This is a genomic window from Nocardia anaemiae NBRC 100462, from assembly GCF_001612725.1.
In the GTDB taxonomy this organism is placed as follows: Bacteria; Actinomycetota; Actinomycetes; order Mycobacteriales; family Mycobacteriaceae; genus Nocardia; species Nocardia anaemiae.
On record NZ_BDAZ01000017.1, the window covers coordinates 1 to 23,754 of the forward strand.

General features: G+C 65.0%; 25 protein-coding genes. 6 read left to right on the forward strand and 19 right to left on the reverse strand.

Going from position 1 to position 23,754, the window contains the following annotated elements; all coding sequences use genetic code 11:
* Positions 1 to 353: 353 nt before the first annotated feature.
* From NA5_RS11015 to NA5_RS40275, 5 genes are all read right to left on the reverse strand, one after another.
* Positions 354 to 632: an acylphosphatase gene (locus tag NA5_RS11015; protein ID WP_062984701.1), complete on the reverse strand. Its 279-nt coding sequence runs from the start codon at positions 630 to 632 to the stop codon at positions 354 to 356.
* Positions 632 to 1,102 (reverse strand): OsmC family protein, encoded by a 471-nt coding sequence (locus NA5_RS11020; protein WP_062984702.1) that lies wholly within the window; start codon positions 1,100 to 1,102, stop codon positions 632 to 634. The genes NA5_RS11015 and NA5_RS11020 overlap by 1 nt, the downstream gene beginning before the upstream one ends.
* A gap of 104 nt (positions 1,103 to 1,206) precedes the next feature.
* Positions 1,207 to 1,914 (reverse strand): response regulator, encoded by a 708-nt coding sequence (locus NA5_RS11025; protein WP_062985198.1) that lies wholly within the window; start codon positions 1,912 to 1,914, stop codon positions 1,207 to 1,209.
* A 38-nt stretch (positions 1,915 to 1,952) separates the two neighbouring features.
* Positions 1,953 to 4,454, reverse strand: a complete 2,502-nt coding sequence (locus NA5_RS11030; RefSeq protein WP_062984703.1) for a DUF4118 domain-containing protein — start codon at positions 4,452 to 4,454, stop codon at positions 1,953 to 1,955.
* Positions 4,451 to 4,609 carry a hypothetical protein gene (locus NA5_RS40275; protein WP_157110335.1) on the reverse strand — a complete coding sequence of 53 codons (159 nt, stop codon included), beginning with the start codon at positions 4,607 to 4,609 and terminating at the stop codon, positions 4,451 to 4,453. Before NA5_RS40275 ends, NA5_RS11030 begins: the two co-directional genes overlap by 4 nt.
* 378 nt (positions 4,610 to 4,987) lie before the next feature.
* Here NA5_RS40275 and kdpF point away from each other — a divergent pair, with 378 nt between their 5' ends.
* From kdpF to NA5_RS11050, 4 genes are read left to right on the forward strand one after another with little or no spacing between them, the layout of a single operon-like run.
* Positions 4,988 to 5,074, forward strand: a complete 87-nt coding sequence (kdpF, locus tag NA5_RS42140) for a K(+)-transporting ATPase subunit F (RefSeq protein ID WP_245672202.1) — start codon at positions 4,988 to 4,990, stop codon at positions 5,072 to 5,074.
* Entirely contained in the window at positions 5,075 to 6,745 is a 1,671-nt protein-coding gene (gene kdpA, locus NA5_RS11040; protein WP_062984704.1) for a potassium-transporting ATPase subunit KdpA, read from the forward strand.
* A gap of 1 nt (position 6,746) precedes the next feature.
* A complete protein-coding gene (gene kdpB, locus NA5_RS11045; RefSeq protein ID WP_062984705.1) occupies positions 6,747 to 8,876 on the forward strand; it encodes a potassium-transporting ATPase subunit KdpB in 2,130 nt (709 codons plus the stop codon).
* 1 nt (position 8,877) lies between these two features.
* Entirely contained in the window at positions 8,878 to 9,765 is an 888-nt protein-coding gene (locus tag NA5_RS11050; RefSeq protein ID WP_062984707.1) for a potassium-transporting ATPase subunit C, read from the forward strand.
* 79 nt (positions 9,766 to 9,844) lie between these two features.
* Here NA5_RS11050 and NA5_RS11055 read toward each other — a convergent pair whose 3' ends face one another.
* The 3 genes from NA5_RS11055 to NA5_RS11065 form a co-directional block, all read right to left on the reverse strand.
* Positions 9,845 to 10,030 (reverse strand): hypothetical protein, encoded by a 186-nt coding sequence (locus tag NA5_RS11055; protein WP_062984708.1) that lies wholly within the window; start codon positions 10,028 to 10,030, stop codon positions 9,845 to 9,847.
* 81 nt (positions 10,031 to 10,111) lie between these two features.
* A complete protein-coding gene (locus tag NA5_RS11060; RefSeq protein WP_062984709.1) occupies positions 10,112 to 12,250 on the reverse strand; it encodes an amylo-alpha-1,6-glucosidase in 2,139 nt (712 codons plus the stop codon).
* On the reverse strand, positions 12,247 to 13,443 hold the full coding sequence (locus tag NA5_RS11065) for a glycosyltransferase family 4 protein (RefSeq protein ID WP_084484070.1): 1,197 nt from the start codon (positions 13,441 to 13,443) through the stop codon (positions 12,247 to 12,249). The genes NA5_RS11060 and NA5_RS11065 overlap by 4 nt, the downstream gene beginning before the upstream one ends.
* Positions 13,444 to 13,967: 524 nt before the next feature.
* Between NA5_RS11065 and NA5_RS11070 the strand changes: the two genes are divergently transcribed.
* On the forward strand, positions 13,968 to 14,249 hold the full coding sequence (locus NA5_RS11070) for a hypothetical protein (RefSeq protein ID WP_062985201.1): 282 nt from the start codon (positions 13,968 to 13,970) through the stop codon (positions 14,247 to 14,249).
* A gap of 1 nt (position 14,250) precedes the next feature.
* Here the strand turns inward: NA5_RS11070 and NA5_RS11075 are convergent, their stop codons facing one another.
* From NA5_RS11075 to NA5_RS11120, 10 genes are all read right to left on the reverse strand, one after another.
* Positions 14,251 to 14,700 carry a carboxymuconolactone decarboxylase family protein gene (locus tag NA5_RS11075; RefSeq protein ID WP_062984710.1) on the reverse strand — a complete coding sequence of 150 codons (450 nt, stop codon included), beginning with the start codon at positions 14,698 to 14,700 and terminating at the stop codon, positions 14,251 to 14,253.
* Between the two features lie 65 nt (positions 14,701 to 14,765).
* The gene (locus NA5_RS11080; RefSeq protein WP_062985202.1) at positions 14,766 to 16,292 is read right to left on the reverse strand and encodes a PstS family phosphate ABC transporter substrate-binding protein; all 1,527 of its coding nucleotides are present in this window, start codon (positions 16,290 to 16,292) and stop codon (positions 14,766 to 14,768) included.
* 120 nt (positions 16,293 to 16,412) lie between these two features.
* Positions 16,413 to 17,312, reverse strand: coding sequence for a hypothetical protein (locus tag NA5_RS11085; RefSeq protein WP_062984711.1), 900 nt, complete (start codon positions 17,310 to 17,312; stop codon positions 16,413 to 16,415).
* Between the two features lie 46 nt (positions 17,313 to 17,358).
* On the reverse strand, positions 17,359 to 18,432 hold the full coding sequence (locus NA5_RS11090; protein ID WP_062984712.1) for a PHP domain-containing protein: 1,074 nt from the start codon (positions 18,430 to 18,432) through the stop codon (positions 17,359 to 17,361).
* Between the two features lie 5 nt (positions 18,433 to 18,437).
* On the reverse strand, positions 18,438 to 19,019 hold the full coding sequence (locus NA5_RS11095; RefSeq protein ID WP_062984713.1) for a dihydrofolate reductase family protein: 582 nt from the start codon (positions 19,017 to 19,019) through the stop codon (positions 18,438 to 18,440).
* 65 nt (positions 19,020 to 19,084) lie between these two features.
* The gene (mutM, locus tag NA5_RS11100) at positions 19,085 to 19,945 is read right to left on the reverse strand and encodes a bifunctional DNA-formamidopyrimidine glycosylase/DNA-(apurinic or apyrimidinic site) lyase (protein WP_062984714.1); all 861 of its coding nucleotides are present in this window, start codon (positions 19,943 to 19,945) and stop codon (positions 19,085 to 19,087) included.
* 1 nt (position 19,946) lies between these two features.
* Positions 19,947 to 20,669 carry a ribonuclease III gene (rnc, locus tag NA5_RS11105; RefSeq protein WP_062984715.1) on the reverse strand — a complete coding sequence of 241 codons (723 nt, stop codon included), beginning with the start codon at positions 20,667 to 20,669 and terminating at the stop codon, positions 19,947 to 19,949.
* A gap of 22 nt (positions 20,670 to 20,691) precedes the next feature.
* Complete coding sequence (gene rpmF / locus NA5_RS11110) at positions 20,692 to 20,874, reverse strand: 50S ribosomal protein L32 (RefSeq protein WP_014987105.1); 183 nt, start codon at positions 20,872 to 20,874, stop codon at positions 20,692 to 20,694.
* Between the two features lie 54 nt (positions 20,875 to 20,928).
* Positions 20,929 to 21,558, reverse strand: coding sequence for a YceD family protein (locus tag NA5_RS11115; RefSeq protein WP_062984716.1), 630 nt, complete (start codon positions 21,556 to 21,558; stop codon positions 20,929 to 20,931).
* 76 nt (positions 21,559 to 21,634) lie between these two features.
* Complete coding sequence (locus tag NA5_RS11120; RefSeq protein WP_062984718.1) at positions 21,635 to 22,381, reverse strand: DivIVA domain-containing protein; 747 nt, start codon at positions 22,379 to 22,381, stop codon at positions 21,635 to 21,637.
* Between the two features lie 304 nt (positions 22,382 to 22,685).
* Between NA5_RS11120 and NA5_RS11125 the strand changes: the two genes are divergently transcribed.
* Complete coding sequence (locus NA5_RS11125) at positions 22,686 to 23,201, forward strand: GtrA family protein (protein WP_084484043.1); 516 nt, start codon at positions 22,686 to 22,688, stop codon at positions 23,199 to 23,201.
* A gap of 62 nt (positions 23,202 to 23,263) precedes the next feature.
* Here the strand turns inward: NA5_RS11125 and coaD are convergent, their stop codons facing one another.
* A complete protein-coding gene (gene coaD / locus NA5_RS11130; RefSeq protein WP_062984720.1) occupies positions 23,264 to 23,749 on the reverse strand; it encodes a pantetheine-phosphate adenylyltransferase in 486 nt (161 codons plus the stop codon).
* Between the last annotated feature and the right edge of the window lie 5 nt (positions 23,750 to 23,754).

Below are 23,754 nucleotides of genomic sequence, written 5' to 3' on the forward strand. Positions count from 1 at the left end.
CGCCCGACCCAGCACCCGCAGAACCAGACCCGGAATCCGGCGAGCCCGACCCACTGCCCACCGACCCGGACCCGCCGCCCGCAGAACCAGATCCAGCGCCCCGCGAACCAGACCCCGGATCCGCAGAACCAGACCCACCGCTCACCGACCCAGACCCGGCATCCGCCGAACGGGATCCACCACCCCGCGAAAGCGGTTGCGGCGCTTCGGCTTCAGACCCCGCTTGCGCACCGGACTCGGGCACGCCAGGCCCAGACGACCCCGAATCCGGATCGGGCCCAGTCCGCCCCGCGTCGTCTCCCGCCCCCCGACCTCCCGTACTCAACGATCACATCGCTCGGTCGTCGAAACCACTACCGCTCCTCGAATCCGGACAAATCTCCCCGCGCGGGCTCCCAGCTTTCCACAACAACGTCGACCCGACCAGGAGTATCGCCAGAACGCAGAAGATCCAGCAACATTTCGCACGCGGGCCGCGGACCTTCGGCCACCACATGCACCCGACCATCACGCGCATTGGTGGCGTGTCCGACCAGGCCGAGCGCCAGCGCACGCGAGCGCGTCCACCACCGGAAGCCGACGCCCTGCACGTAGCCGTGCACCCATGCGCTGAGCCGAACCGTTTCCGGCATCACGCGTCGATGGCGTCGATATCGAAGGTGAGCGTGACCTTGGCACCGGCCTTCAGCGTCCGGCCGACGGTGCAGACCTTGTCGATGGCGCGCTGCACCGTGACCAGCAGTCGCTCGCGGGCCTGCTCGTCCAATTCGCTGAGGTCGAGCTCGAACACCTCGTCGAGTTGCGGGTACACCTCGTTCTCGCGGTCGGCGTCGCCGGAGACGCGGATGGTCGCGTCGAAGCTGTCGCCGAGCTTGCGTGAGAGCGGGAAGTCCGCGCTCAGTCCGGAGCAGCCCGCCAAGGCGATTTTCAGCAGCTCACCGGGGGTGAAGGCCCCCGGTACGCCCTGCGACGCGATCAATACCTCGGCACCGCGCGAGCTGCGGCCGGTGTACGCCCTGGTCCCGGTGCGCTCGACCCACAGGGTGGTCGGCTCGGTCACGGCGGTGGTCGGGGTCGCGGATGCGGTGGTCTGGTCAGCCATGGTCTGATCCTGCCATTCTCGAAAGGGAACACTCATCCCCGGCAACGCCGCGCGAGCGCGAGCCCTTCCGTGAACGGCCACCCCGACCGGTGATCTCCGAGACATCACTCCTGGAAGCGGTATCCCATACCGGCCTCGGTCAGCAGATGCTTCGGATTCGACGGGTCGATCTCGAGCTTCCGCCGCAACTGCGCGAGATACACCCGCAGATAATGCGTTTCGGTGGCATACGACGGCCCCCACACCTCACGCAGCAGCTCGCGCCGCCCGACCAGTTTGCCGCGGTTGCGCACCAGCATTTCGAGCATCCCCCACTCGGTCGGGGTCAGATGAACCGGTTCACCGTTCCTGGTCACCTTCTTCGCGCTGAGGTCGACGGTGAACGAGGACGTCACCACCACCGGATCCGAGGCATCGGTATCGGTCGCGCCGCGGCGGACCGCGGCCCGCAGCCGGGCGAGCAGCTCATCCATGCCGAACGGCTTGGTGACATAGTCGTCCGCGCCCGCGTCCAGCGCTTCCACTTTGTCGGTCGAATCGGTGCGTGCCGAGAGCACGATCACCGGTGTCGCCGTCCAGCCGCGTAGCCCGGCCAGTACCTCGATGCCGTCCATATCGGGCAGGCCCAGATCCAGGATGACCACATCGGGATGCTTATCGGCCGCCGCGCGCAATGCCGCCGCGCCGGTACCCGCGGTGATCACCTCATAGCCGCGCACCGACAAATTGATGCGCAGTGCCCGGACGATCTGCGGTTCGTCATCGACCACAAGCACCTTGGTCGAGGGCGCTTGCTGCTGTTTGTCGGTCATCACGACTTCCTGTGCGGTCCGCGGTGTCGTTGTGCTCATCATCGGCTGCTCACCCCGGTTTCATCGGCAGGCAGGTCCACGATCATCGTCAATCCTCCGCCCGGTGTCGGTTCGGCATGCACGGTGCCGCCCATCGCCTCGACGAATCCGCGCACCACGGAAAGGCCGAGCCCGACCCCCGTGGTGTTGTCACGATCGCCGAGCCGCTGGAACGGTTCGAATAATTGCTCCTCGGTGCCCGGTGGGACACCGGGTCCGACATCGATCACGGCTATCGACACGCGATCGCCGTCGTGTTCCGCGGTGACCCGCACCGGTGTATCGCGGGTCGAATGCCGCAGCGCGTTATCGATCAAATTGGCCAGCACCCGTTCCAGCAGGCCGCTGTCCGCCCGCACCGAAACCTCGCCGACCTCGACCTTCACCCGATCCATCGCCGCCCGCCGCAGCCCGCGCGCGCCCATCCCGACGCTCACCAGCGCCTGATGCACGACCTCGTCCATGTACACCCGACGGAACTGCGGCTGCACCACACCGACCGCCAGACGCGAAGAGTCGAGCAGATTGCCGACCAGCGCGGTCAGCTGATCCACCGATTCCTCGATGGTCTCCAGCAATTCGACGGTGTCCTCGGGCGAGAACTCGATGTCGTCGCTGCGCAGACTGGAAACCGCGGCCTTGGCACCGGCCAGCGGTGTGCGTAGATCGTGGCTCACCGCGGACAGCAGCGCCCGGCGCAACCGGTCGGCCTCGAGCAGGGCCGCGGCGGCGCTGGCCTCCTCGGCCAACCGGGACTGACGGACCAGCCCGGCCGCCTGATTCGCGACCGCGTTGAGCACCGGACGGTCGGTCGCGGCGAGTGGACGTCCCGCCAACAGCAGCCAGCTCGTCGCATCGCCCGCCTGGATAGCGGTTTCGGCCTCGGACGCCCGCTGCGGCGGATTCGTGCCGACCGCCGCTATCACCTCGTCACCGCACTGCATGCTGACCGCGCGCAGCCCATAGGTTTCGCGGACCTGTTCGAGCAGATTGGGCAGATCCGCACCATGCAGCACGGCACCGGCGAACAGGGTCAGCAATTCGGCCTGCTGAGAGGCCCTGCGCGCCTGACGGCTCTGTTTCGCGGCCACATCGACCAGCGCCGCGACCGCCACCGCCACGATCAGCAACACCACCACCGTGATGAAGCTGTCCGGTTCGGCGATGGTCAGGCTGTAGCGTGGTTCGACGAAGAACCAGTTCAAAAGCATGCCCGACAGCAGCGCCGAAAGTGCCGCTGGCACAATGCCACCCAGCAAGGCCACCGCGACGACGCCGATGAAGAACACCGCGCTGAGACCGCCGAGCTCGAGATAGCCGTCCAGGAACGAACAGATCACCGAGACCGCCGCGGGCACCAGCACCGCCGCGAGCCAGGCCCGGATCGGCTGACGCGGCATCACCGAATAACGACGCAGCCCTCGGTTGGCCTCCTCATGAGTGACCATATGCACGTCGATCTTCCCGGAAGCCTGCACCACGGCCGAGCCGATGCCCTCGTCGAGCATGCGCGCCCAGCGTGAGCGGCGGGAGGTGCCGAGCACCAGTTGGGTCGCGTTCACTTCGCGGGCGAACTCCAGCAGCGTATTCGGCACATCATCACCGGTGACCGTGTGCAGCGAGGCATCCAGGCTGGCAGCCAGTTCCCGCAGCCGATTCAGCCGTTCGGTCGATACCCCGGCCAGACCGTCGCCGCGCACCACATGAACCAGCACGAGTTCGGCACTGGATTTGGTCGCGATGCGACTGGCCCGACGCACCACGGTTTCCGATTCCGGACCACCGGTGACCGCGACGACTACGCGTTCGCGCGCCTCCCACAGCTCGGTGATCTTGTGGTCGGCCCGGTATTTCGCCAATGCGGCGTCGACCTGGTCGGCCAGCCACAGCAGCGCCAATTCGCGCAGGGCGGTCAGATTGCCGGGCCGGAAGTAATTGCGCAGCGCCGCGTCGACCTTGTCGGCGGCGTACACGTTGCCGTGGGATAGCCTGCGCCGCAACGCTTCCGGCGTGATATCGACGAGTTCGACCTGGTCGGCGCTGCGCACAACGGCGTCGGGCACGGTTTCCTTCTGCTGGATGCCGGTGATCTGCTCGACGACGTCGTTGAGGCTCTCCAGATGCTGCACATTGACCGTCGAGATCACATCGATCCCCGCCGCCAGCAAATCCTCGACATCCTGCCAGCGCTTGCCGTGTTTGCTACCCGGCGCGTTGGTGTGGGCGAGTTCGTCGACCAGCACCACCGCCGGTGCGCGCCGCAGCACCGCTTCCACATCGAGTTCGGGCAGCGTGGTGCCGCGATACTCCACCATGCGCGGCGGGATCCGCTCGATGCCCGCCAGCAGTTGCGCGGTCTTGGCTCGGCCGTGTGTCTCCACTACCGCAGCTACCACGTCGCGGCCGCGTTCGAGTCGGCGATGGGCCTCGCCCAACATGGCGTAGGTCTTGCCGACCCCCGGTGCCGCACCGAGGTAGATGCGCAGTTGGCCGCGTTTCACTCGTCCATCATCGCGCGGTAGGGCGTGTCGCCGAATATCCGCACCCGTTCTGTCGCGATATTCGAATCTGGTCGCTGCACCATGACCGACAGCGCACGAATGACCAGTGCGCTCGAGATGAATACGACGATCAACGCGACCGCAGCAGTCGACATGACGATCCTTTCACCAACCAACAGGACCCCGGTCGCGCTGGCATCCCCCGCATGGCCGGTCGATGAATTTCTACTCCCGTATCGGCCGTCTATCTGGATCTTTACGGTGTGTTGACGGGTTGCCCGCCTACCTTGACGGCATCCTTTCACTCGGCGTCCGGGCCACACCCGTAAACGAAGCGTCAATGCTCATCAGTGGGCCGCCAAGAACCCGTAAACAAGTTCCGCACCAGCTCGAATGACCGCTTGACTCGCCATGTCGCGCGCCATACCGAGAGCGCCAATGGAGGTTGTGTAAATGTCTGTCGTGGTGTTCACGGTGCTCACCGTGGCGATCTTCGCGCTACTTGGCCTACTCCAGCGCGGAGTGGAAAAGCTGTGATCGCGAACCTGATCGGTCTGGTCCTCGCCGTCATCATCGCCGTCTACATGGTGGCGGCGCTGCTGTTTCCCGAGAGGTTCTAGTTGAACACGACCACCGCGGGGATCGCCTTCGTCGCATCCCTGATCATCGCGCTGGCCCTCGTACATGTGCCGCTCGGCGACTATATGTTCCGGGTGTACAAAGCCGAGAAGCACTCTCGTGCGGAGCGGGTCATCTACCGGGCCATCGGCGTGCAGCCCGAGGTCGAACAGACCTGGGGCGTCTATGCCCGCAGTGTGCTGGCGTTCTCGGCGGTCAGCATCCTGTTCCTGTTCTTCCTGCAACTGGTCCAGGGCAAGCTGCCACTGCACCTGCACGATCCTGGCACCGAGATGACTCCGGCGCTGGCCTGGAACACCGCGGTCAGCTTCGTGACGAATACGAACTGGCAGAACTACTCCGGTGAATCCACCCAGGGCCACCTGGTGCAGATGGCCGGGCTCGCGGTGCAGAACTTCGTCTCGGCGGCCGTCGGCATCGCGGTCGCGGTCGCGCTGGTGCGCGGCTTCGCGCGCAGGCATACCGGCGATCTCGGCAACTTCTGGGTGGATCTGGTGCGCGGCACCATTCGCATCCTGCTGCCGCTAGCATTCGTCTTCGCGATCATTCTCGTCGCCGGTGGCGCGATCCAGAACTTCCACCTGCACGACCAGGTCGCGCAGACGCTGAACGGCGGCGAGCAGACCATTACCGGCGGCCCGGTGGCCAGCCAGGAGGTCATCAAGGAACTCGGTACCAACGGTGGCGGGTTCTACAACGCGAACTCCGCGCACCCCTTCGAGAATCCGACGACCTGGACCAACTGGCTCGAAATCTTCCTGCTGCTGGTGATCAGTTTCTCGCTGCCGCGCACCTTCGGTCGCATGGTCGGCAGTAAGAAACAGGGCTACGCGATCGCGGCGGTAATGGGCACGATCGCGCTGATCAGCGTCACCTTGCAGAACCTGTTCCAACTGCAGCACCACGGCACGGTGCCGACCGCTATCGGCGCATCGCTGGAGGGAGTCGAAACCCGTTTCGGTGTGGCCGATTCCGCGACCTTCGCCACCGCGACCACGCTGACCTCCACCGGTGCGGTGGACTCGTTCCACGACTCCTACACCAGCCTCGGCGGCATGATGACAATGTTCAATATGCAGCTCGGTGAGGTCGCGCCGGGCGGTACCGGCTCGGGTCTGTACGGCATGCTGATCCTCGCGGTGATCACCGTCTTCGTCGCGGGGCTGATGGTCGGTCGCACACCGGAATATCTCGGCAAGAAGATCACGCCGCGCGAAATCAAGCTCGCCGCTTCATATTTCCTGATCAGCCCGCTGATCGTGCTGGTGGGCACGGCGGCCGCGATGGCCATGCCTGGTCAGCGCGCGGGCATGCTCAACGTCGGACCGCACGGGCTGTCGGAAGTGTTGTACGCCTTCACATCCGCGGCGAACAACAACGGTTCCGCCTTCGCCGGTCTGACCGGGAATACCGAGTGGTACAACACCGCGCTCGGCCTGGCCATGGTTTTCGGACGCTTCCTGCCGATCATTTTCGTACTGGCTCTTGCCGGTTCGCTCGCCCAGCAAGGGCAGACCCCCGAGTCGATCGGCACACTGCCGACGCACCGGCCACAGTTCGTCGGCATGGTCGTCGGCGTGACGGTGATCCTGGTCGCGCTGACCTTCCTGCCCGCCCTCGCACTCGGGCCGCTCGCCGAAGGAATCCACTGATATGTCCACTGCGACAACCGAACCGGTCCAGCACGAACGCGGCGTCCGCAAGGGTGTGCTGGATCCCAAGATGCTGCTGACCGCCATTCCGGACGCGATACGCAAGCTCGACCCGCGCACCATGTGGCATAACCCGGTCATGCTCATCGTCGAGATCGGCGCGGTCTGGTCGACCGTGCTCGCGCTGGTCGAGCCGACCTTCTTCGCCTGGGCGATCGTCGTATGGCTATGGCTCACCGTCATTTTCGCGAATCTGGCCGAGGCAGTGGCCGAGGGACGCGGCAAGGCGCAGGCCGATACGCTGCGAAAAGCCAAGACCGACACTATGGCTCGGCGTTTGGTCGACTGGTCACCGGGTGCGCGGATCGTCGAGGAGAGCATCGGCGCTCCGGCGCTGCAACGCGGCGATTACGTCATTGTCGAGGCGGGCCAGGTGATTCCCGGGGACGGTGATGTGGTGGAAGGTATCGCGTCGGTGGACGAATCGGCCATCACCGGCGAATCCGCACCGGTCATCCGGGAGTCCGGCGGCGACCGATCGGCAGTCACCGGCGGCACCACGGTGCTGTCCGACCGCATCATCGTCAAGATCACCCAGGAGCCCGGTGCGAGCTTCATCGACAAGATGATCGCGCTCGTCGAGGGGGCGTCGCGGAAGAAGACGCCGAATGAGATCGCGCTGAATATTCTGCTCGCCGCACTGACCATCATCTTCGTCTTCGCGGTTGCGACACTGCAGCCGTTGGCGATTTTCTCGAAGTCGAACAACCCCGGGGTGGCCGATACTTCGGCACTCGACGTGCACGGCGTCACCGGCATCGTGATGGTCTCGCTGCTGGTATGCCTGATTCCGACCACCATCGGCGCACTGCTTTCGGCCATCGGCATCGCCGGTATGGATCGCCTGGTGCAGCGCAATGTGCTCGCCATGTCCGGCCGCGCGGTCGAGGCGGCCGGTGACGTGAACACCCTGCTGCTGGACAAGACGGGCACCATCACCCTTGGCAACCGACAGGCCTCGGAATTCGTGCCGATGCCCGGCATTGCGGATGACGAATTGGCCGATGCCGCACAGCTTTCCAGTCTGGCCGACGAAACCCCCGAGGGACGCTCCATCGTCGTCTACGCCAAGCAGGCGTTCAATAAGCGCGAGCGCACACCCGGTGAGCTGACCGGCGCGAGCTGGGTGGAATTCACCGCGCAGACCCGCATGTCGGGAGTGAACCTGCAGGACGGGCACCAGCTTCGCAAAGGCGCCGCCAGCGCGGTCACCGAATGGGTTCGCGCACAAGGCGGGCACGTACCGGGCGATGTCGGCGTGATCGTCGACGGGATCTCCGCATCCGGCGGTACGCCGCTTGTCGTCGGCGAGGTCGATGACGGCAAGGCTCGGCTGCTCGGCGTCATACATCTGAAAGACGTTGTCAAGCAAGGCATGCGGGAGCGCTTCGACGAGATGCGACGAATGGGCATCCGCACCGTGATGATCACCGGCGATAACCCCTTGACCGCCAAGGCAATTGCCGAGGAAGCCGGTGTGGATGACTTCCTCGCGGAGGCGACGCCCGAGGACAAACTGGCGCTGATCAAACAGGAGCAGGACGGCGGCCGTCTGGTCGCAATGACCGGCGACGGCACCAATGACGCTCCGGCCCTTGCCCAAGCTGACGTGGGCGTCGCGATGAACACCGGCACCTCGGCAGCCAAGGAAGCCGGAAATATGGTCGATCTGGATTCGGATCCGACCAAGCTCATCGAAATCGTGGAGATCGGCAAACAGTTGCTCATCACCCGCGGTGCGCTGACTACGTTCTCGATCGCCAATGACATCGCCAAGTACTTCGCGATCATTCCCGCGCTGTTCGTCGCGCTGTTTCCTGGCCTCGACCTGCTGAACGTCATGCGGCTGGCCAGTCCGCAGTCCGCGATCCTTTCCGCGGTCATCTTCAATGCGCTGGTAATCGTCGCACTGATCCCGTTGGCGCTGCGCGGGGTGCACTACCGGCCGAGCAATGCCTCGAAACTGTTGAGCCGCAACCTGACGATCTACGGTGTCGGCGGAATCGTCGCGCCGTTCATCGGCATCAAACTGATCGACCTCGTCGTCCAACTGCTCCCCGGGATGTCCTGATATGCGTATGTCAACTTGGATCCGGCAGCATCTTGCCGCATTGCGTGCGCTGCTTGTGCTCACCGCGATCACCGGAATCGTCTATCCCGCAGCGGTTTTCGTGGCCGCTCAGCTCCCCGGGCTGCACGATAAGGCGGACGGATCGCTGATCACGGTCGACGGCGGAGTCGTCGGCTCCAGCCTGATCGGGCAGTCGTTCACCGATAAGGACGGCAATGCGCTGGTGCAGTACTTCCAGAGCCGTCCGTCGGCGGCGGGCGACGGCTACGACCCGCTGTCCACCGCCGCGTCCAACCTCGGCCCCGAGAGCATTGTCGACACCATCGACGCCGATCCGGCGAAAGCGAAGTCGAGTCTGCTGTCGACCGTATGTGCGCGCAGCAAGGCGGTCGGCGACCGTGAGGGGGTCGATGGCGGCCGCCCGTTCTGCACCGAAGGCGGTGTCGGCGCTGTGCTTTCGGTGATCGGACCGCGTGACGCCGATGGCGATGTTTCGCATCCGGTGCAGGTCGTGAGTGTCAATGAGGCGTGCCCGACGAAACCGTTCCTGGCTACCTACAAGGGAGTCCAGGTCGATTGCGCCAAGCCCGGTGAGGACTACTCGGTCGGACGGATCGTCCCGATCATCGGCAATGCCTCGACCGACACACCGGTGCCGAGCGATGCGGTCACCGCCAGCGGCAGTGGTCTGGACCCGCAGATCTCGCCACAGTACGCGGCCATCCAGATCGCGCGAATCGCCAAGGCCCGCAATATCTCCCAGGAGCAGGTGCGCGCACTGGTCGATGGCCATACCGATGGCCGGACCCTCGGCTTCCTCGGTGAGCCGCGGGTGAATGTGGTCGAACTGAACCTCGATCTCGACAAGCAATACCCGTTCCGCGGCTAGCGACCCGAGCGCTCATTCCCGAACAACATCCACGAAATATGCTGGGATGCAACGAGAATGGGCGCGCGGCCGACTTTGTTCAGTTGTCCTCGACGCAGGCGACGCAATACGCCGACGCGGCGAGATACTGGTGGCAGTCCGGACCATGGCCCGCATGCGTACTGCAGATGAAACGCGCCAGGTCGAGATCGAGATCCATGGGTTCGGCACTGCAATCACGGTGTTGAGTGCTCCACAGATCCCGCCGATCCAGTGATGTCTGCATTGTGCACCTCCAGCCTGCTGGTATTCAGTGGAGAAGCAAACAGATTTCATTGCGGTGGCGGATTACCCGATCCGGCGCCGTTCATCGCGTGATCTTCCAATCATCGGGCAGCCGCACCGTGGTGACCTGATCGCCCTCGGCCTCGAGATCCACGGTCGCCGAACCCAATCGCAGATCGCTCAGCGTGACCGTGCCCCACTGCGGCGGCAGTTGCGGTCTGACAGTGAGCGTGCGCGACGGCGCCGCCGGATCCAGTCCGAGGAACGAGCGCACCAGCAACAGCGGTGCCGCGCTGGCCCACGCCTGCGGTGAGCAGGAAGTGGGGTACGGGACCGGAACCGCGAACTGATCGCGCGGAAATCCGCAGTACAGCTCGGGCAGCCGACCACCGAAAGATGCCGCCGCATCGAGCAATCCGCCCGCCAGCCGGGTGGCGAGCTCGACCGCACCCGGCACCTGCCGGTAGCGCAGCAGGCCCGCGACGGCGATCGCGGTATCGTGCGGCCAGATCGATCCACAGTGATAGCTCATCGGGTTGTACGCACCCATCGTAGATGCGAGGGTGCGCAGCCCGAAGCCGGAATCCATTTCGGGAGCGGAGAGCCGCCGAACCAATTCTGCGGCGTGCTCGTCACTGGCGATGCCGGTCCAAAGACAATGCGCCACATTGCTTGTCAGCGCGTCGACCTGCCGTTTGCGGCCGTCGAGCGCGACGGCATACCACCCCTGCTGCGGCAGCCAGAACTGTTCGGCGAATTTGCCGCGCAATTCGGCGGCACGCTCGCGCAGCCGGGTCGCGGCACGCTGATCGTCGAAGGCCTCGGCCAACTCCGCGCGGGACAGCAGTGCGGTATACGCATAGCCCTGCACCTCGCACAGCGCGATCGGCGCCTCCGCGAGATGTCCTGCGGCATCGTTGATTCCGTCGAAACTGTCCTTCCACCCCTGATTGACCAGGCCGCGATCAGTGGCACGGCGATATTCGACGAAGCCGTCGCCGTCGCGATCGCCGTAATCGGTGATCCACCGCACCGCGGCATCGGCGACGGGCAGCAGATCCCTGATCACCTCCGGGTCCGCACCCCACCGGTGACATTCGGCCAGCAACATGATGAAAAGCGGTGTGGCATCGGCGGTTCCGTAATAGGTATTGCCGCCGAGCACATGCCCGCTGGCTGGGCCACGCCGCATCTCGTGCATGATCCGCCCCGGCTCTTCCTCGGTGAGTGGATCGATGCACTGCCCTTGCGTCTCGGCCAACTGCTGCAGTGTGCCCAACGCGAGATCCACTTCCAGAGGCAGCGCCATCCACGCGGTGAGCAAACTGTCGCGGCCGAACAGGGTCATGAACCAGGGCGCACCCGCGGCAACGAACGGACGGCCATCGCCGGATTCGTCGTGAATCTGCAAGGCGCCCAAGTCACTTTCCGAACGTCGCAGCACCTGGGTGAGCACCGGATCCGCGGAAATGATCTTCGTCGCGGTGTGTCGCCACGCCGCCATCTTGCGGCTCGGTGCGCTGAGTCCATGGTGCTCCCCCGGCGCCAATGGCGCCTGGATGTGCTGATTGCCGACGGTCGGCTGGGCCACGATCTCGGTCTGCCAGCGTTCACCGGGCAGCACGACCACCCGCCAGAGCAGGGTGCCGGGCAGAACGGCGGGCTCGACGGTCGCCGAGACCGTGAGCCCGCGCATCCGATCGGTGCGGTCGTGCAACAGCAACTCGCCCTCGGCCACGGTGACCTCGGCGCGGCCGTGTGCGACGCGGCCCTCCTTGACCGCGAACAGATCGACGAAATCCGCGTCGACATGCAGTTCCAAGGTGACCGCGGTGGCCTCACGGCCCATATTCTCCAGGGTCAGAATCTCGTGCATGCCATCGGCGATGAGGCGTTCGCGCACCACGAGCAGGGTGCTGTCGGCCTGTCCGGCCTGCGGCGGACGACGCAGCACGAATCTGGCGGCGAACGCCTCCGGGCTGAGCACCGATAGCGATTCGGCGGGTTTGCCGTCCACCAGCAGTTCCCAGCGGGAGATGACGCGTGCGTCGCGGAAGAACAACCCGTGCGGGTGTCCCGGCTCGACATCGCCGAGCCGATTCGACAGGCAGAAGGTCCCGCCCTCGACCAAGGTCACCGAACTGCCGCAACCGCCGAGGCCGGTCGGCTCACCGGAATTCAGCGGTGCGGGATTCGACGCGGCGCAGGCGTCTGCGGTCATACGTGTTCGCTGGCGGGAATACGGACCGGCACCGTCTCATCGAGCAGCAGTGCCGCGCGCGCATGCCGCCGCGAACGCAGGAGCTGGTGATAGACCTGCTCGTAGCCGCGTCCGAGCGTTCCGGCGCCGAAATTCGCCTCGACGTGTGCACGGCACGCGGCCGGATCCAGCTGGCTCGCCTCGTGGATCGCGGCAGGCAATTCGGCGGGATCATCACAGATCCGTCCGGTCACGCCGTCGACGACGACCTCGGCAACGGCGCCGCCACGGAGCGCGACCACCGGTGTGCCGCAGACCATCGCCTCGATCATCACCATGCCGAACGGTTCCTCCCAGTCGATCGGGAACAACAGGCAGCGCGCATTCGCGAGCAATTTGCGCTTGGCCGACGCATCCGCGAGCCCGAAGAGATGATCGCGCTCGGTGATCATCGGGCGCACTTGTTTCTCGAAATAGGCCCGCTCCGGAGCCTCACTGCATTTACCCGCGAGCACCAATGGAATACCGGCTTCGTGCGCGGCCTGCAATGCCAGATGTGTGCCCTTGGTCGGGGTGAAGCGGCCGAGAAACAGTGCGTAGTTGCCTTTTTCGGTTTGGTACGGCCACTGATCGACATGCAGTGCATTGTGTACGCGACCGACCCAATTCAGATCGGGCGCCAATTCGCGCTGCCTATCGCTGATGGCGACCAACGACACTTCCTGACCCAATTCGCGGTAGTAGTGGTAGCAGTCGCCCTCGTCGACCGGCCCGTGCACGGTCACCACTGTCGGCAACCCCAGTCCCATATACGCGGGGGCATTCAGTGGTCCGGCAAAAGTGTGGTCGTGTACGAGATCCACGCCGGAGGTGGCGGCGACCTGTTCGATCGCCCTTCGCACCTTCAGAGCGTGCACGACCTCGGGAAACGGCTCGCCGAGCCGTTCGGGCAATGCGCGATCCCAAACCGGAACGAATTTCGCTGTGGTACCGGGTTCACCGGCGCCGAACAATGTCACGTCGTGCCCGCGTGCGACCAATGCGTCGACTAAATCGGCGACAACGGCCTCGACTCCGCCATAAGCCTTCGGTGGTACGTCGAAGTATGGCGGAACAACCATCGCAATGCGGAATCGTTCACCGACGTGATCGGTAGACAGCAAATCCGAAGCGGCAATGGGCGCCGAATTCGGCGCGATTAGACCTGCGCTCATGACCATCCTTCCAGGGACAACCTTGTGCACATCCACCCAGCACTTCGGTGCGCTGGGCGCCGAACGTGTTGGCCGCCGCGGCGGAGGTGGAGACTGGAGCCTGCACCGCCGTCCATGAAGGCTTTGGTTGGCCTGGTCACACCGGTTGGCATGAACAGGGGGGCCGCACACAGACGTACCTTATTTCTGGGTGTTCAAACCACGCAGTCCGTCTGAAATCTCAGCATTTGGGATAAAATAGCGCATTATCCGGGCTCGATATCGACGCGACTCACCCATCAAGGGGACTTACTGCGAGAGCTCGATGCAGACAGTATCGGCGGACCCCACCCGGGCTGTGCACGGCGCGGGCGGCCCGATGAGCACAGCCGCCGACACTGGCCACCATCATGCCAGCTCGAACAGTAAGCGGGAGGCATTGCGCCCCTTCGGCTTACGGAACGCGGGCACGTATCGAAGGTCGCCTCGGCACCGGTCGGCTGTCGACTCTACCGGCCCGTTATACGCATACATATAATATGCGCATGTTCGATCCCATCACTCTTGCTGTCGGAGCCGGAATCGCCGGTGTCGGCTGGGCTGTCGGGCGGTTCGGCAGGCGCTCGCCCGCCGGATCGACGGTCGCTCGGTGCGGCTGTGGCCACGACCTGGCGCTGCACGATCCGGAGGCGGGCACCTGCCACGCCGAGCTGGTCCGAAAGACCTACGGCGGGCCGGTATGGGTGCAGTGCGGTTGCCGCCGCTACACCGGTCCGGTCCCGGTCGAGGATTACTTCACCCGACCGATCCTGCCCTCGGACGACTGACTCACGAACCGTTCACCGACGCGGGCTGCATCCGCAGCGGCACCCCGATCCGGTTCCACAGGTTGATCATCGCGGTAACCGCGACCAGACCGGCCCGCGCGCCCTCGTCGAAGTTCTTCTCCACCTCGGCCCAGATCTCATCGCTGACACCGTGTTCACCGAGTCGGGTGACCGCCTCCGCATAGGCAAGGGCCGCCCGTTCGGCCTCGGTGAACTTCACCGACTCACGCCAGGCATTGAGGTAGTAGATCCGCTGTTCGGTCTCGCCCGCCATCCGTGCGTCGGTGGTGTGCATATCGATGCAGAACAGGCAGCCGTTCATCTGCGAAACCCGGATCTTCACCAGTTCGCGCACCGTCGAATCCAGCGGTCCGCGGCGGATGGCCTGTTCGGCGGCGTACCAGGCCTGGTAGATCTCCGGTGCTGCCTCGGCCAATCGCATACGTGACATGAATTGTCCTCTCTCGAAATCGCTTCCCCGAGTAGGACGAGATAGCCGCCGAATCTGTGACATCGTCACGAAGACGGCAGGCAGCGGGCTCGGTCGGGCAGCTCGGCGCACGGCTCGTTGCCATGCTCGCGCAACACATCCTTGCCGGTCAGATCCGTCAAGAAGTGCAGGAAGCTCGCACCGAGCGAATCGCCGGGGAGTTCACCGTAGCTGTACGCGTATTCCACGCCCCAGAACGGGTAGCTGCGGTTGACAGCGGCATCACGACCCGGCGTTACGCCATTGATGGTCAAGGTCGTAGCTCCGGCCTTGACTGCCTCGGAGAACTCGCTGTAGCCGATCGCACCCGGGATGTCGCCGACCGCCTTCTGCATATCCTTGGTGACCTGCACATCGCAATATCTGGCCGTCGCGGGTGCGCCATCCTTGATCGCGACGCAGCTGACATGCGGCCGATCCAGCTGCGGACCGTCGATTACCCTGCGCTCCAACGTATTTCGGGTGCCGGAACCCGGTATCCGATTGACCAAGACAACCGGCAAGTCGGAACCACCGACATCGCGCCAGTTGGTGATCCGGCCCTGATACAGATCCTGGATCTGGGCAACGGACAGGTTGGTGACGCCGACATCCTTGTGCACGATCATGGTGAACAGCGACAGCGCCAGCGGCCGGTCCAGCAGCGGTTGGTAGCCATCACCTTTCGGTCCGTCGCTGATCGTGAGCAGATCCGGATCGTCCTTGCCCTCCTCGGCGAGCCGATCGAGTCCGCGTTCGGTGCCCTCGAAGCCGAAGGTGAATTCCGCCCCGGTGCAACGCTTCCCGTACTGCGCGGCGGCATCGCGGATGACCGGTTCGAAGGCCGACGAGCCGACCACCGTGAGTTTGCCTGCGGCACAATCCAATGGCGTCGGATCGGGCGCCAGCACCGAGACCAGGAGCTGAACGACGATCACCACGACCAGAAAGGCCGTGAGTGCCACCATCACTCGTGAAATGCCGGTGCGGCTCTGGGTTTCGATGATCCGCCCACCCTTGACGCCGCCGCTCAGCTCCGGTGCCGGATTGTCCCCCGTGCCCTCCGACCGTTGCAGGATGGCCAGAATCTTGTAGTGGTCGCCGCGATTGAGCGGCACCTTCGGCAGATCGATGGCGCCGATATGTCCGGCCGTATCCTCGCGAACCGTGATACCCGAATCACGGTCAAGTGAGTAGGCCAGACCCTGGTCGCTCAGCTCGGTCACTGCCATGCCGATGACCCGACGCTGCGGAAAGTTCAGATGCAGGCCGACCCGGCTCGCCTCCGGCGCCTGGTAGTCGTGCGTGTCGATCGGTGTCGCACCGCTGTTTTCGATGCGGACCAGCACCACCGACAGATCCTTCAGCGGCGGGCTCACACCATCTTGCACGGGGCGCAGCTGCGGCAGCACCCCGGGAAAGACCGATTCGATCTCACCGGTGACGGGGGTATCCATCTGGACCCGATAGCCGAGTTCCTTGCGCCCGACGAAGACGAACTCCCACAGGAACGCGATGATCGGCACCGCGATACCGATGAGTCCGAGCACGATTTCGATCGGAAATCCACCCACCGGTGCCGCCACCCCCAAGAGATCTGTGTGTCAACCATTTTCGAACGTCATCCGGCATCCTCCCAGATGCCGCACGAGTATTCGACAACAGTTAACCCGGTGGTCAACCTGGCCGGACCGTCAGAAGCTGCCGCCGAAACAGCCGGAATGACCACCGCCACAACCGGAATGACCCGATCCGTAGTCGCTGCCGTGAATGCCGTAGATCCCCTTGCGGCCCGTCGACCGGGGCTTGTTGGGATCGCGCGGAAACGGTTCGATTTCGGCACCGGTGAGCGCCCGCCAACCAGCCACCTCGGTCTGATACTTCTCCCGGAGTGCGCGGCCAGTTTCCAGCGCCCACATCACCGAGGTGTACGGGTGCACAGCGCGTTCGGCCACCAGCTCGGCCTGGACCTCGGCGGGTGTCCGCTCAGCCGGCTCGCCCTCCGAATAGGTCCGGTCGAGGCTGGTCTGGTAGATCCAGAAGCTGCGATCGCCGGAGAGTTCCTTGATCTGGTAGGTCCACCGCGGATCGGTGGCACTCGCCACGGCCTGCTCGCGCCGTAGCCTTGCCTGCTCTTGTTCGCGCTTCAGTCGTTCCCGCTCTTGTTCGCGGTACCGCTCCTGATACTCGGGCAGATCACCGGCTCGGTTCCGATATTCCGCCAGCGCCGCGTCGAATTCGGCCAGCAGTTCGGCCTCGGCCCGGCTATATTGCCTGCGCAGCAACCGATTTCGGCGCGCATATCGCAGGTGCCATTGCAGCCGACCGCGCCAGGGTGGCTGCAAATGTAGGCTGGCCCGTCGCTCCTTTTCCTGCAACGCGTCGATAGTCGTCAGCAGGCGTTCGGTCGCGGCGAACCAACGGTTGCAATCCGCATCGGTCGCCTCGATATCCCGAGAATAAGCGGACCGCTTGGAGCCGGGCTCGACGGCGCACGGCAGATCACTGTTCTCGCTGATCCGGGCACCGATCACATTCACCGTCCACGCGCCCACCAATATCCCCAGCGACGTCACATGCACTGCGCGGCCCATCGCACCACCCTGCCGAATCGGAGGCGACTACACATCCACTCTACGATCAGACCACGTCCGCCGCGCCCGATTCGGTCCAGGCGAGCAGCTGCTCCATCGGCCACGTATTGATAACCCGTTCCGGCGCAACATCGTTCGCGACCGCGCGCTCGCATCCGTACCCCAGCCAGTCCAACTGACCGGGCGCATGCGCATCGGTATCGATCGAGAAATAGCAACCCATCTCGACCGCCATCCGCAGCAGCCGCGACGGTGGGTCGAGCCGTTCGGGACGGCTGTTGATCTCCACCGCCGTGCCGTAACTCCGGCACGCCTCGAAGACGAGTTCGGCGTCGAAACTCGACTCCGGCCGCAAACCCCGCTGCCCCGCGATCAGTCGACCAGTGCAGTGGCCGAGCACATCCACATTCGGGTTCGCCACCGCGTACACCATGCGCTTGGTCATGGTCTCGCTGTCGGCACGCAGATGCGAATGTACGCTGGCGACAACGATATCGAGTTCGGCAAGCAGATCACTCTGCTGATCCAGGGTCCCGTCATCGAGGATGTCCACCTCGATCCCGGTGAGAATTCGGAACGGCGCGACTCGTTCGTTCAGCTCCGCGACCACATCCAACTGCCGCCGCAACCGGTCGGCCGAAAGTCCGTTGGCGACGGTCAACCGCGGCGAATGATCGGTTAGCGCACAGTATTCGTGGCCGAGCGCGGCTGCGACGCCCATCATCTCCGCGATCGGACTGCCACCGTCGGACCAGTCGGAGTGAGTATGCAGATCGCCGCGCAACTGCGCCCGCATGGGCTTGCCCGGCGCCCCGATGGGTTGCGCGGCCTTGCGCAGATCGCTCAAATACTCCGGAACCGCACCGGAATACGCCTCCTCGATGACGGCGGCGGTCTTCGGCCCGATCCCCGCGATTTCTTGCCAGCTGTGCGCCGCACGATGAGCCGCCCGTTCGTCCTCGGGTAGCTGCGCCACGATATCGGCGGCTCGCCGGTACGCCTTCACCCGATGTGTTTGCGCCCGTGCGCGTTCGAGCCAGAAGCCGATCTCGCGCAGCGCCTCCACCGGACCCGGAGCGTTCCCCGGATCCGGAGTGACGAGCGAATCATCTTCCGCCACAGTGGTTATCGAATCCGGCTGTACTTCACGAAGGCGACACCGTCCTCGAACACCCGGCTGGTGATCACCCGGAAGCGGGCCGCCTCCGGCAGGCGCGAACCGGAACCGAACAGCGACCGGCCACGGCCGAGTACGACCGGGTACAGCTTCAGGAAGATCTGATCGATCTCCGGCAGCAACACCTGCGCCAACTCCCCGCCGCCGCACAACCAGATCCCGAGTCCGTTGTCCCGCTTCAACTCTCGCACAGTGTCGAGCGGATCGGCCGAGATGAGCTCCACCGACGGATCCGGGCTCTCGGGCAGCGTCGTCGATACGACGAATTGACGCAGATGCGAATACGGGCTGGAGGTTCCGGTCCGCACGCCGAAATCGTGGGTCTTGCGACCCATCAGCACGGTGTCGAAGTAACGGTTGCGCTGATCGATGCCGAGGGCCTCCCGCACCTTCGTCGGCAAGGTCTCGGGGTACTGCGCGGTGATCGCCGGGCCGTGATCACCACCGACCGGGAAGAAGTCGACCGACCCTTCCTCCGTGGCGATGAACCCGTCGATAGTCGAAGCGACGTAGTAGGTGAGCTTGCGCATAAGTCCTTCCTCCACGGCCGGTCTGATTTCCCGAACCGCCCTAAAAGAACGGTAGCTCGCCAACCCTAACGACGACGGGGCTTCGGTTGGCAGCGCGGGCAGGAGTAGGAAGAACGATTCATGAACTTCTCCCGCACGATAGGCGCACCGCAGCGACGGCAGGGCTCGTCCTCGCGACCATAGACCGCGAGGGAACGTTCGAAGTAACCGGATTCGCCGTTGACATCGACATACAGCGCGTCGAACGAGGTGCCACCCGCCGCGAGCGCCTCCTCCATCACAACACCGACCGCGGTGAGCAGGGTGCGCACAGCGGGCCTGGTCAGGCTGGATGCGAGCCGGTTGCCGTGGATCCCGGCCCGCCACAGGGCTTCGTCGGCATAGATATTGCCGACGCCGGAGATCACGGTCTGATCCAGCAGTACCCGCTTGATCTCGCTCTGTTTGGCGCGCACCGCGGCCACCACGACCTCGGGGTCGTAGCGCGGGTCCAGCGGATCCCGGGCTATATGCGCGACGGGCTCGGGCACCGAGGTGCCGTCGACCTCGACCAACGGTGCCAATGCCCAGCCGCCGAAGGTGCGTTGATCGACGAAGCGCAATTGCGCGCCGTCGTCGAGGGTCGCGAGGATATGGGCATGCTTCTCCACCGGAGCGTCGGCGGGCCGAATCAGCATCTGCCCGCTCATGCCGAGATGGACGACGAGCGCGATGTCCGGATCGTCGAAGGTGAGCCACAGGTACTTGCCGCGCCGATCGGCGGCGACGACCCGCAGCCCTTTCAACCGGGCCGTCAGATCGTCGGCACCTTCGAGATGCCGACGCACCGACCTGGGATGGGTCACCATGACCGATTCGACGACCCGCCCGACCACATGTGTGGCGAGCCCGCGCCGTACGACCTCGACCTCGGGAAGTTCGGGCACGTCAGGCTTCGTCGGTCAGCGCCTGATAGGCGGCGCCCGCGGCCTTCTGCTCGGCTTCCTTCTTGGAGCGGCCGACGCCCTGACCGTACGGACGACCGCCGATCACGGTGGTCGCGGTGAATTCCTTGTCGTGGTCGGGGCCGGTCGAGGTGATCTCGTAGCTGGGCACGCCGAGGCCACGTTCGGCGGTGAGCTCCTGCAGGCTGGTCTTCCAGTCGAGTCCGGCACCCATCCGCGGGCCACGCTCGAGCAGGTCGGCGAACAGGCGAAGCACCACCTCGCGCGCGACATCGATACCGTGCTCGAGATGGACCGCGCCGAGCAGCGACTCCATGCCGTCGGCGAGAATGCTCGGCTTATCCCGGCCGCCGGTGAGCTCTTCGCCCTTACCGAGCAGCAGGTGCACGCCGAGCCCGCCCTCGCCGAGCCCGCGCGCCACCTCGGCGAGCGCGTGCATATTCACCACGCTCGCCCGCAGCTTGGCCAGTTCGCCCTCGGACTTGTCCGGGTGCTCATGGTAGAGCCGCTCGGTGATGCTCAGGCCGAGGACCGAGTCGCCGAGGAATTCCAGACGCTCGTTGGTCGGCAGCCCGCCGTTCTCGTACGCGTACGACCGGTGCGTCAGCGCCAGTCGCAGCAGATCGGCCCGCACGTCGACGCCGAGCGCCGCGAGCAGGCTTGCATGTTCACCGGACGAGCCGGGTTCGTCCTTGCTGGCGGTCACGTCGATACGACAGGTCGAACGATCAGACAGCAGCGGTGACCTGGCGGCCCTTGTAGGTGCCGCAGGAGGGGCACGCGATATGCGGCAGCGTCTTCTCGCCGCAGGCGCGGTTCGGGCACGTGATCAGGGTCGGCGCGGTGGCCTTCCACTGGCTGCGCCGCGACCTGGTGTTGGAACGGGACATCCGGCGCTTGGGAACGGCCACGACTACTTCTCCTCTTGTCCTATTGCTTGCCGGTACGGCAGCACTGTCTCGGTCTTAATGGTCTGTGTTGGTTGCACCCGAATCGGGGCTGCCGTTGCCGGGCGACTCGGCGGCGAACTTCGCCAACCCGGCCCAGCGAGGGTCAAGTATCTCATGCCCATGGCCCGAACCCGCAATCGCCATCCTGACACCGCATTCCGGGCACAGGCCCGCGCAGTCCGGAGTGCACAGCGGCTGCAGCGGTAGCTCCAGGCCGATCTGGTCCGTGATCACCGGCTCCAGGTCGATCGTGTCATCCACGATGCGGTAGATCTCATCGTCCTCGGTGGTCTGCTCGGTGGCGCTGTCCGGGTAGGCGAACAGTTCCGTGAGCCGAATCTCCACCGTGTCGGTGAACGGCTCGAGGCAGCGCGAGCACTCCCCCGCAGTCGGTGCGGCGACCGTCCCGGTGACGAGCACACCTTCCGACACCGCCTGCAACTGCAGATCGAGGTCCACCTCGGCGCCCACTGGAATAGCGATCAGATCCAGCCCTATCCGCTCCTCGGTGGTGACCACGCGATGCAGCTCTTTCATCGTGCCTGGACGACGGCCGAGGCTGATGACATCCAGCACGAAACCCGCGTCCGGCGCCCGGCGTGAGGCCGAACGAGGGCGCGAAGCGGAACCGGAACCGGCGGACATCACGAACTCACTTCACATTCGAGGGAAAATGGACAACCACTCCACAATACGCGAGGGCATGGCGGTACCCAAACCGTCAGCGGCGATAGTCCGCCGCGTAATCCGGAGCGCCCGCGCCCGAGCGCAGTTGGTGACGTCCGCCGCGCACGGTTCGCAGGGTGGAGTTGAGGGTCTCCTCGAAGTCGGCGAGCCTGCTGTCGACGTAGTGGTCGCATTCGTCGCGCATCCGGTCGGCCTCTTCGTTCGCGCGGTCGATCAACCTGGCCGATTCGGCATGTGCGGCTCGCACCACTTCGGTCTGCGCGACCAACCGGTCGCGCTCGGCCTCGCCCTCGGCGACCGAACGGTCATAGGAGGCCTTGCCCGCTTCGATCATCCGCTCGGATTCGATACGGGCCCGCCCGGTGACGGCCTCGAATTCGGCATTGCCGTCGGCGACGATCCGGTCGGCTTCGGCCTGTGCGGTATTCACCAGATGGTCGGCATGCGCGCTGGCCTCGGCGACCATGCGGTCGGCGTGCGCCTTGGCGTCGGCGAGAATGCGGTCGGCTTCCTCGCGGGCCGACCCGATGGTCTGGTCCGCCTGGTCGTTGGCGGTGGTCACGGTCGTCTCGGCGGCGGCGCGGGCGTCGGAGACGATCTTGTCGCGATGATCGAGCACATCCTGGGCGTCGTCTAGTTCGCCGGGCAGTGCATCGCGCACGTCGTCGAGCAGTTCGAGCACATCACCGCGCGGCACGATGCAGCTGCGGGTCGGCGGGATGCCGCGCGCTTCTTCGACGATGGCGACGAGCTCGTCGAGAGCTTCGAATACGCGATACATGCTCCTACCCCACTCTCCTGCAGACCTACGGCGAAACTTTCCACCGAGGCCCAGTGTGCCCCTCGTCACGGCTCGTGCCGAGTCATCCACCGGTGTGTCGTGTAGGTGTCTCGTACGCCACAAAAACAAGTGGAGGATCCGCCTCCACTTGGTGCTACATTTATCCAGGAAGGTCGAAACAAGATCTTCTTAAGCGGATCGCAGGCCCTGACCGGGACTGTGGGGATAGAGGAGGCCGACCGGGCGGATTGCGATGACCATCGCGGTTGTCCGTACCGAAGGCTCGTGTGGGATCGGAAAGACAATGACCGTACTGGAACTACCGCGGACGGCGGTTCTGCCGACAAGCAGCCTGTACACGCCGTGGGTGGGACCGTACCCGGTGCTGCGGTCGCCGACGGCGGCTCGGTTCGGCCAGTTGATGCAGTATCTGCGTGGCGATCGGGCGCTGGCTCAACTGATCCGTTTCGCCCTGGTCGGCGGCTCCAGCAATGTCGCCTATGTCCTGCTGTTCTTCGCGATGCACGGCGTCGGTCCCCTGGTCGCCAATATCGCGGGCTCGGTCGTGAGCACCGTGATCGCCAATGAAATGCACCGCCAACTCACCTTCCACGCGGCGGGTCGGGTCGGCTGGTTCACCGCACAGTGGGAGGGCGGCGGCCTCGCGCTGGTCGGACTCGGGATCACCACCGCCGCACTGGCCGCGCTCGAGGTGTGGGCCCCCGGCATGGGCGGTGCGTTCCAGGCCACGGCCGTGCTTGCCATCACCGCCGCGGTCGGCGGTATGCGCTTCCTCGCTCTGCGTGGGTTGGTCTTCTGATTCGGCAGCCGATGCGAATCCGCCCCGGTTCTTCGGAACCGGGGCGGATTTCGTTGGGGCCGTTAGCCTTTGCGTTCGGCGAGGCGATCGAGCAGGCGCTTGTGGACGGCGGGCGGGAGCATGTCGGTGACATCGCCGCCGTAGGCCGCGACTTCCTTGACCAGTGAGCTGGACAGGAAGCTGAAGGTCGGGTTGGTAGCGATGAAGAAGGTGTCGACGCCGCTGAGCTTCTTGTTCATCTGCGCCATCTGCAGTTCGTAACCGAAATCGGTAGCATCGCGCAGCCCCTTGACGATCGCGCCGATCCCCTCCTGCTTGGCGAAATCCACCAGCAGCCCCTGCCAGGACTCCACCCGCACATTCGGCAGGTCCGCGGTCGCCTCGCGCAGCATCTCCATGCGCTCCTGCACGCTGAACATGCCCTGCTTCTTGGGATTGATCATGACCGTCACCACGATCTCGTCGAACTGAGCCGCGGCCCGCGCGAAGACGTCGATATGTCCATTGGTCACCGGGTCGAACGAGCCCGGGCACAACGCTCCTGCCATGAACA

What these genes read in the sequence shown, in the direction of transcription:
- NA5_RS11015 (WP_062984701.1), bottom strand. Translation starts at nt 632, where the DNA reads ATGCCGGAAACGGTTCGGCTCAGCGCATGGGTGCACGGCTACGTGCAG.
- NA5_RS11020 (WP_062984702.1), bottom strand. Translation starts at nt 1,102, where the DNA reads ATGGCTGACCAGACCACCGCATCCGCGACCCCGACCACCGCCGTGACC.
- NA5_RS11025 (WP_062985198.1), bottom strand. Translation starts at nt 1,914, where the DNA reads ATGACCGACAAACAGCAGCAAGCGCCCTCGACCAAGGTGCTTGTGGTC.
- NA5_RS40275 (WP_157110335.1), bottom strand. Translation starts at nt 4,609, where the DNA reads ATGTCGACTGCTGCGGTCGCGTTGATCGTCGTATTCATCTCGAGCGCA.
- kdpB (WP_062984705.1), top strand. Translation starts at nt 6,747, where the DNA reads ATGTCCACTGCGACAACCGAACCGGTCCAGCACGAACGCGGCGTCCGC.
- NA5_RS11050 (WP_062984707.1), top strand. Translation starts at nt 8,878, where the DNA reads ATGCGTATGTCAACTTGGATCCGGCAGCATCTTGCCGCATTGCGTGCG.
- NA5_RS11055 (WP_062984708.1), bottom strand. Translation starts at nt 10,030, where the DNA reads ATGCAGACATCACTGGATCGGCGGGATCTGTGGAGCACTCAACACCGT.
- NA5_RS11060 (WP_062984709.1), bottom strand. Translation starts at nt 12,250, where the DNA reads ATGACCGCAGACGCCTGCGCCGCGTCGAATCCCGCACCGCTGAATTCC.
- NA5_RS11065 (WP_084484070.1), bottom strand. Translation starts at nt 13,443, where the DNA reads ATGAGCGCAGGTCTAATCGCGCCGAATTCGGCGCCCATTGCCGCTTCG.
- NA5_RS11070 (WP_062985201.1), top strand. Translation starts at nt 13,968, where the DNA reads ATGTTCGATCCCATCACTCTTGCTGTCGGAGCCGGAATCGCCGGTGTC.
- NA5_RS11075 (WP_062984710.1), bottom strand. Translation starts at nt 14,700, where the DNA reads ATGTCACGTATGCGATTGGCCGAGGCAGCACCGGAGATCTACCAGGCC.
- NA5_RS11085 (WP_062984711.1), bottom strand. Translation starts at nt 17,312, where the DNA reads ATGGGCCGCGCAGTGCATGTGACGTCGCTGGGGATATTGGTGGGCGCG.
- NA5_RS11095 (WP_062984713.1), bottom strand. Translation starts at nt 19,019, where the DNA reads ATGCGCAAGCTCACCTACTACGTCGCTTCGACTATCGACGGGTTCATC.
- NA5_RS11115 (WP_062984716.1), bottom strand. Translation starts at nt 21,558, where the DNA reads ATGTCCGCCGGTTCCGGTTCCGCTTCGCGCCCTCGTTCGGCCTCACGC.
- NA5_RS11120 (WP_062984718.1), bottom strand. Translation starts at nt 22,381, where the DNA reads ATGTATCGCGTATTCGAAGCTCTCGACGAGCTCGTCGCCATCGTCGAA.
- NA5_RS11125 (WP_084484043.1), top strand. Translation starts at nt 22,686, where the DNA reads ATGACCGTACTGGAACTACCGCGGACGGCGGTTCTGCCGACAAGCAGC.
- coaD (WP_062984720.1), bottom strand. Translation starts at nt 23,749, where the DNA reads ATGGCAGGAGCGTTGTGCCCGGGCTCGTTCGACCCGGTGACCAATGGA.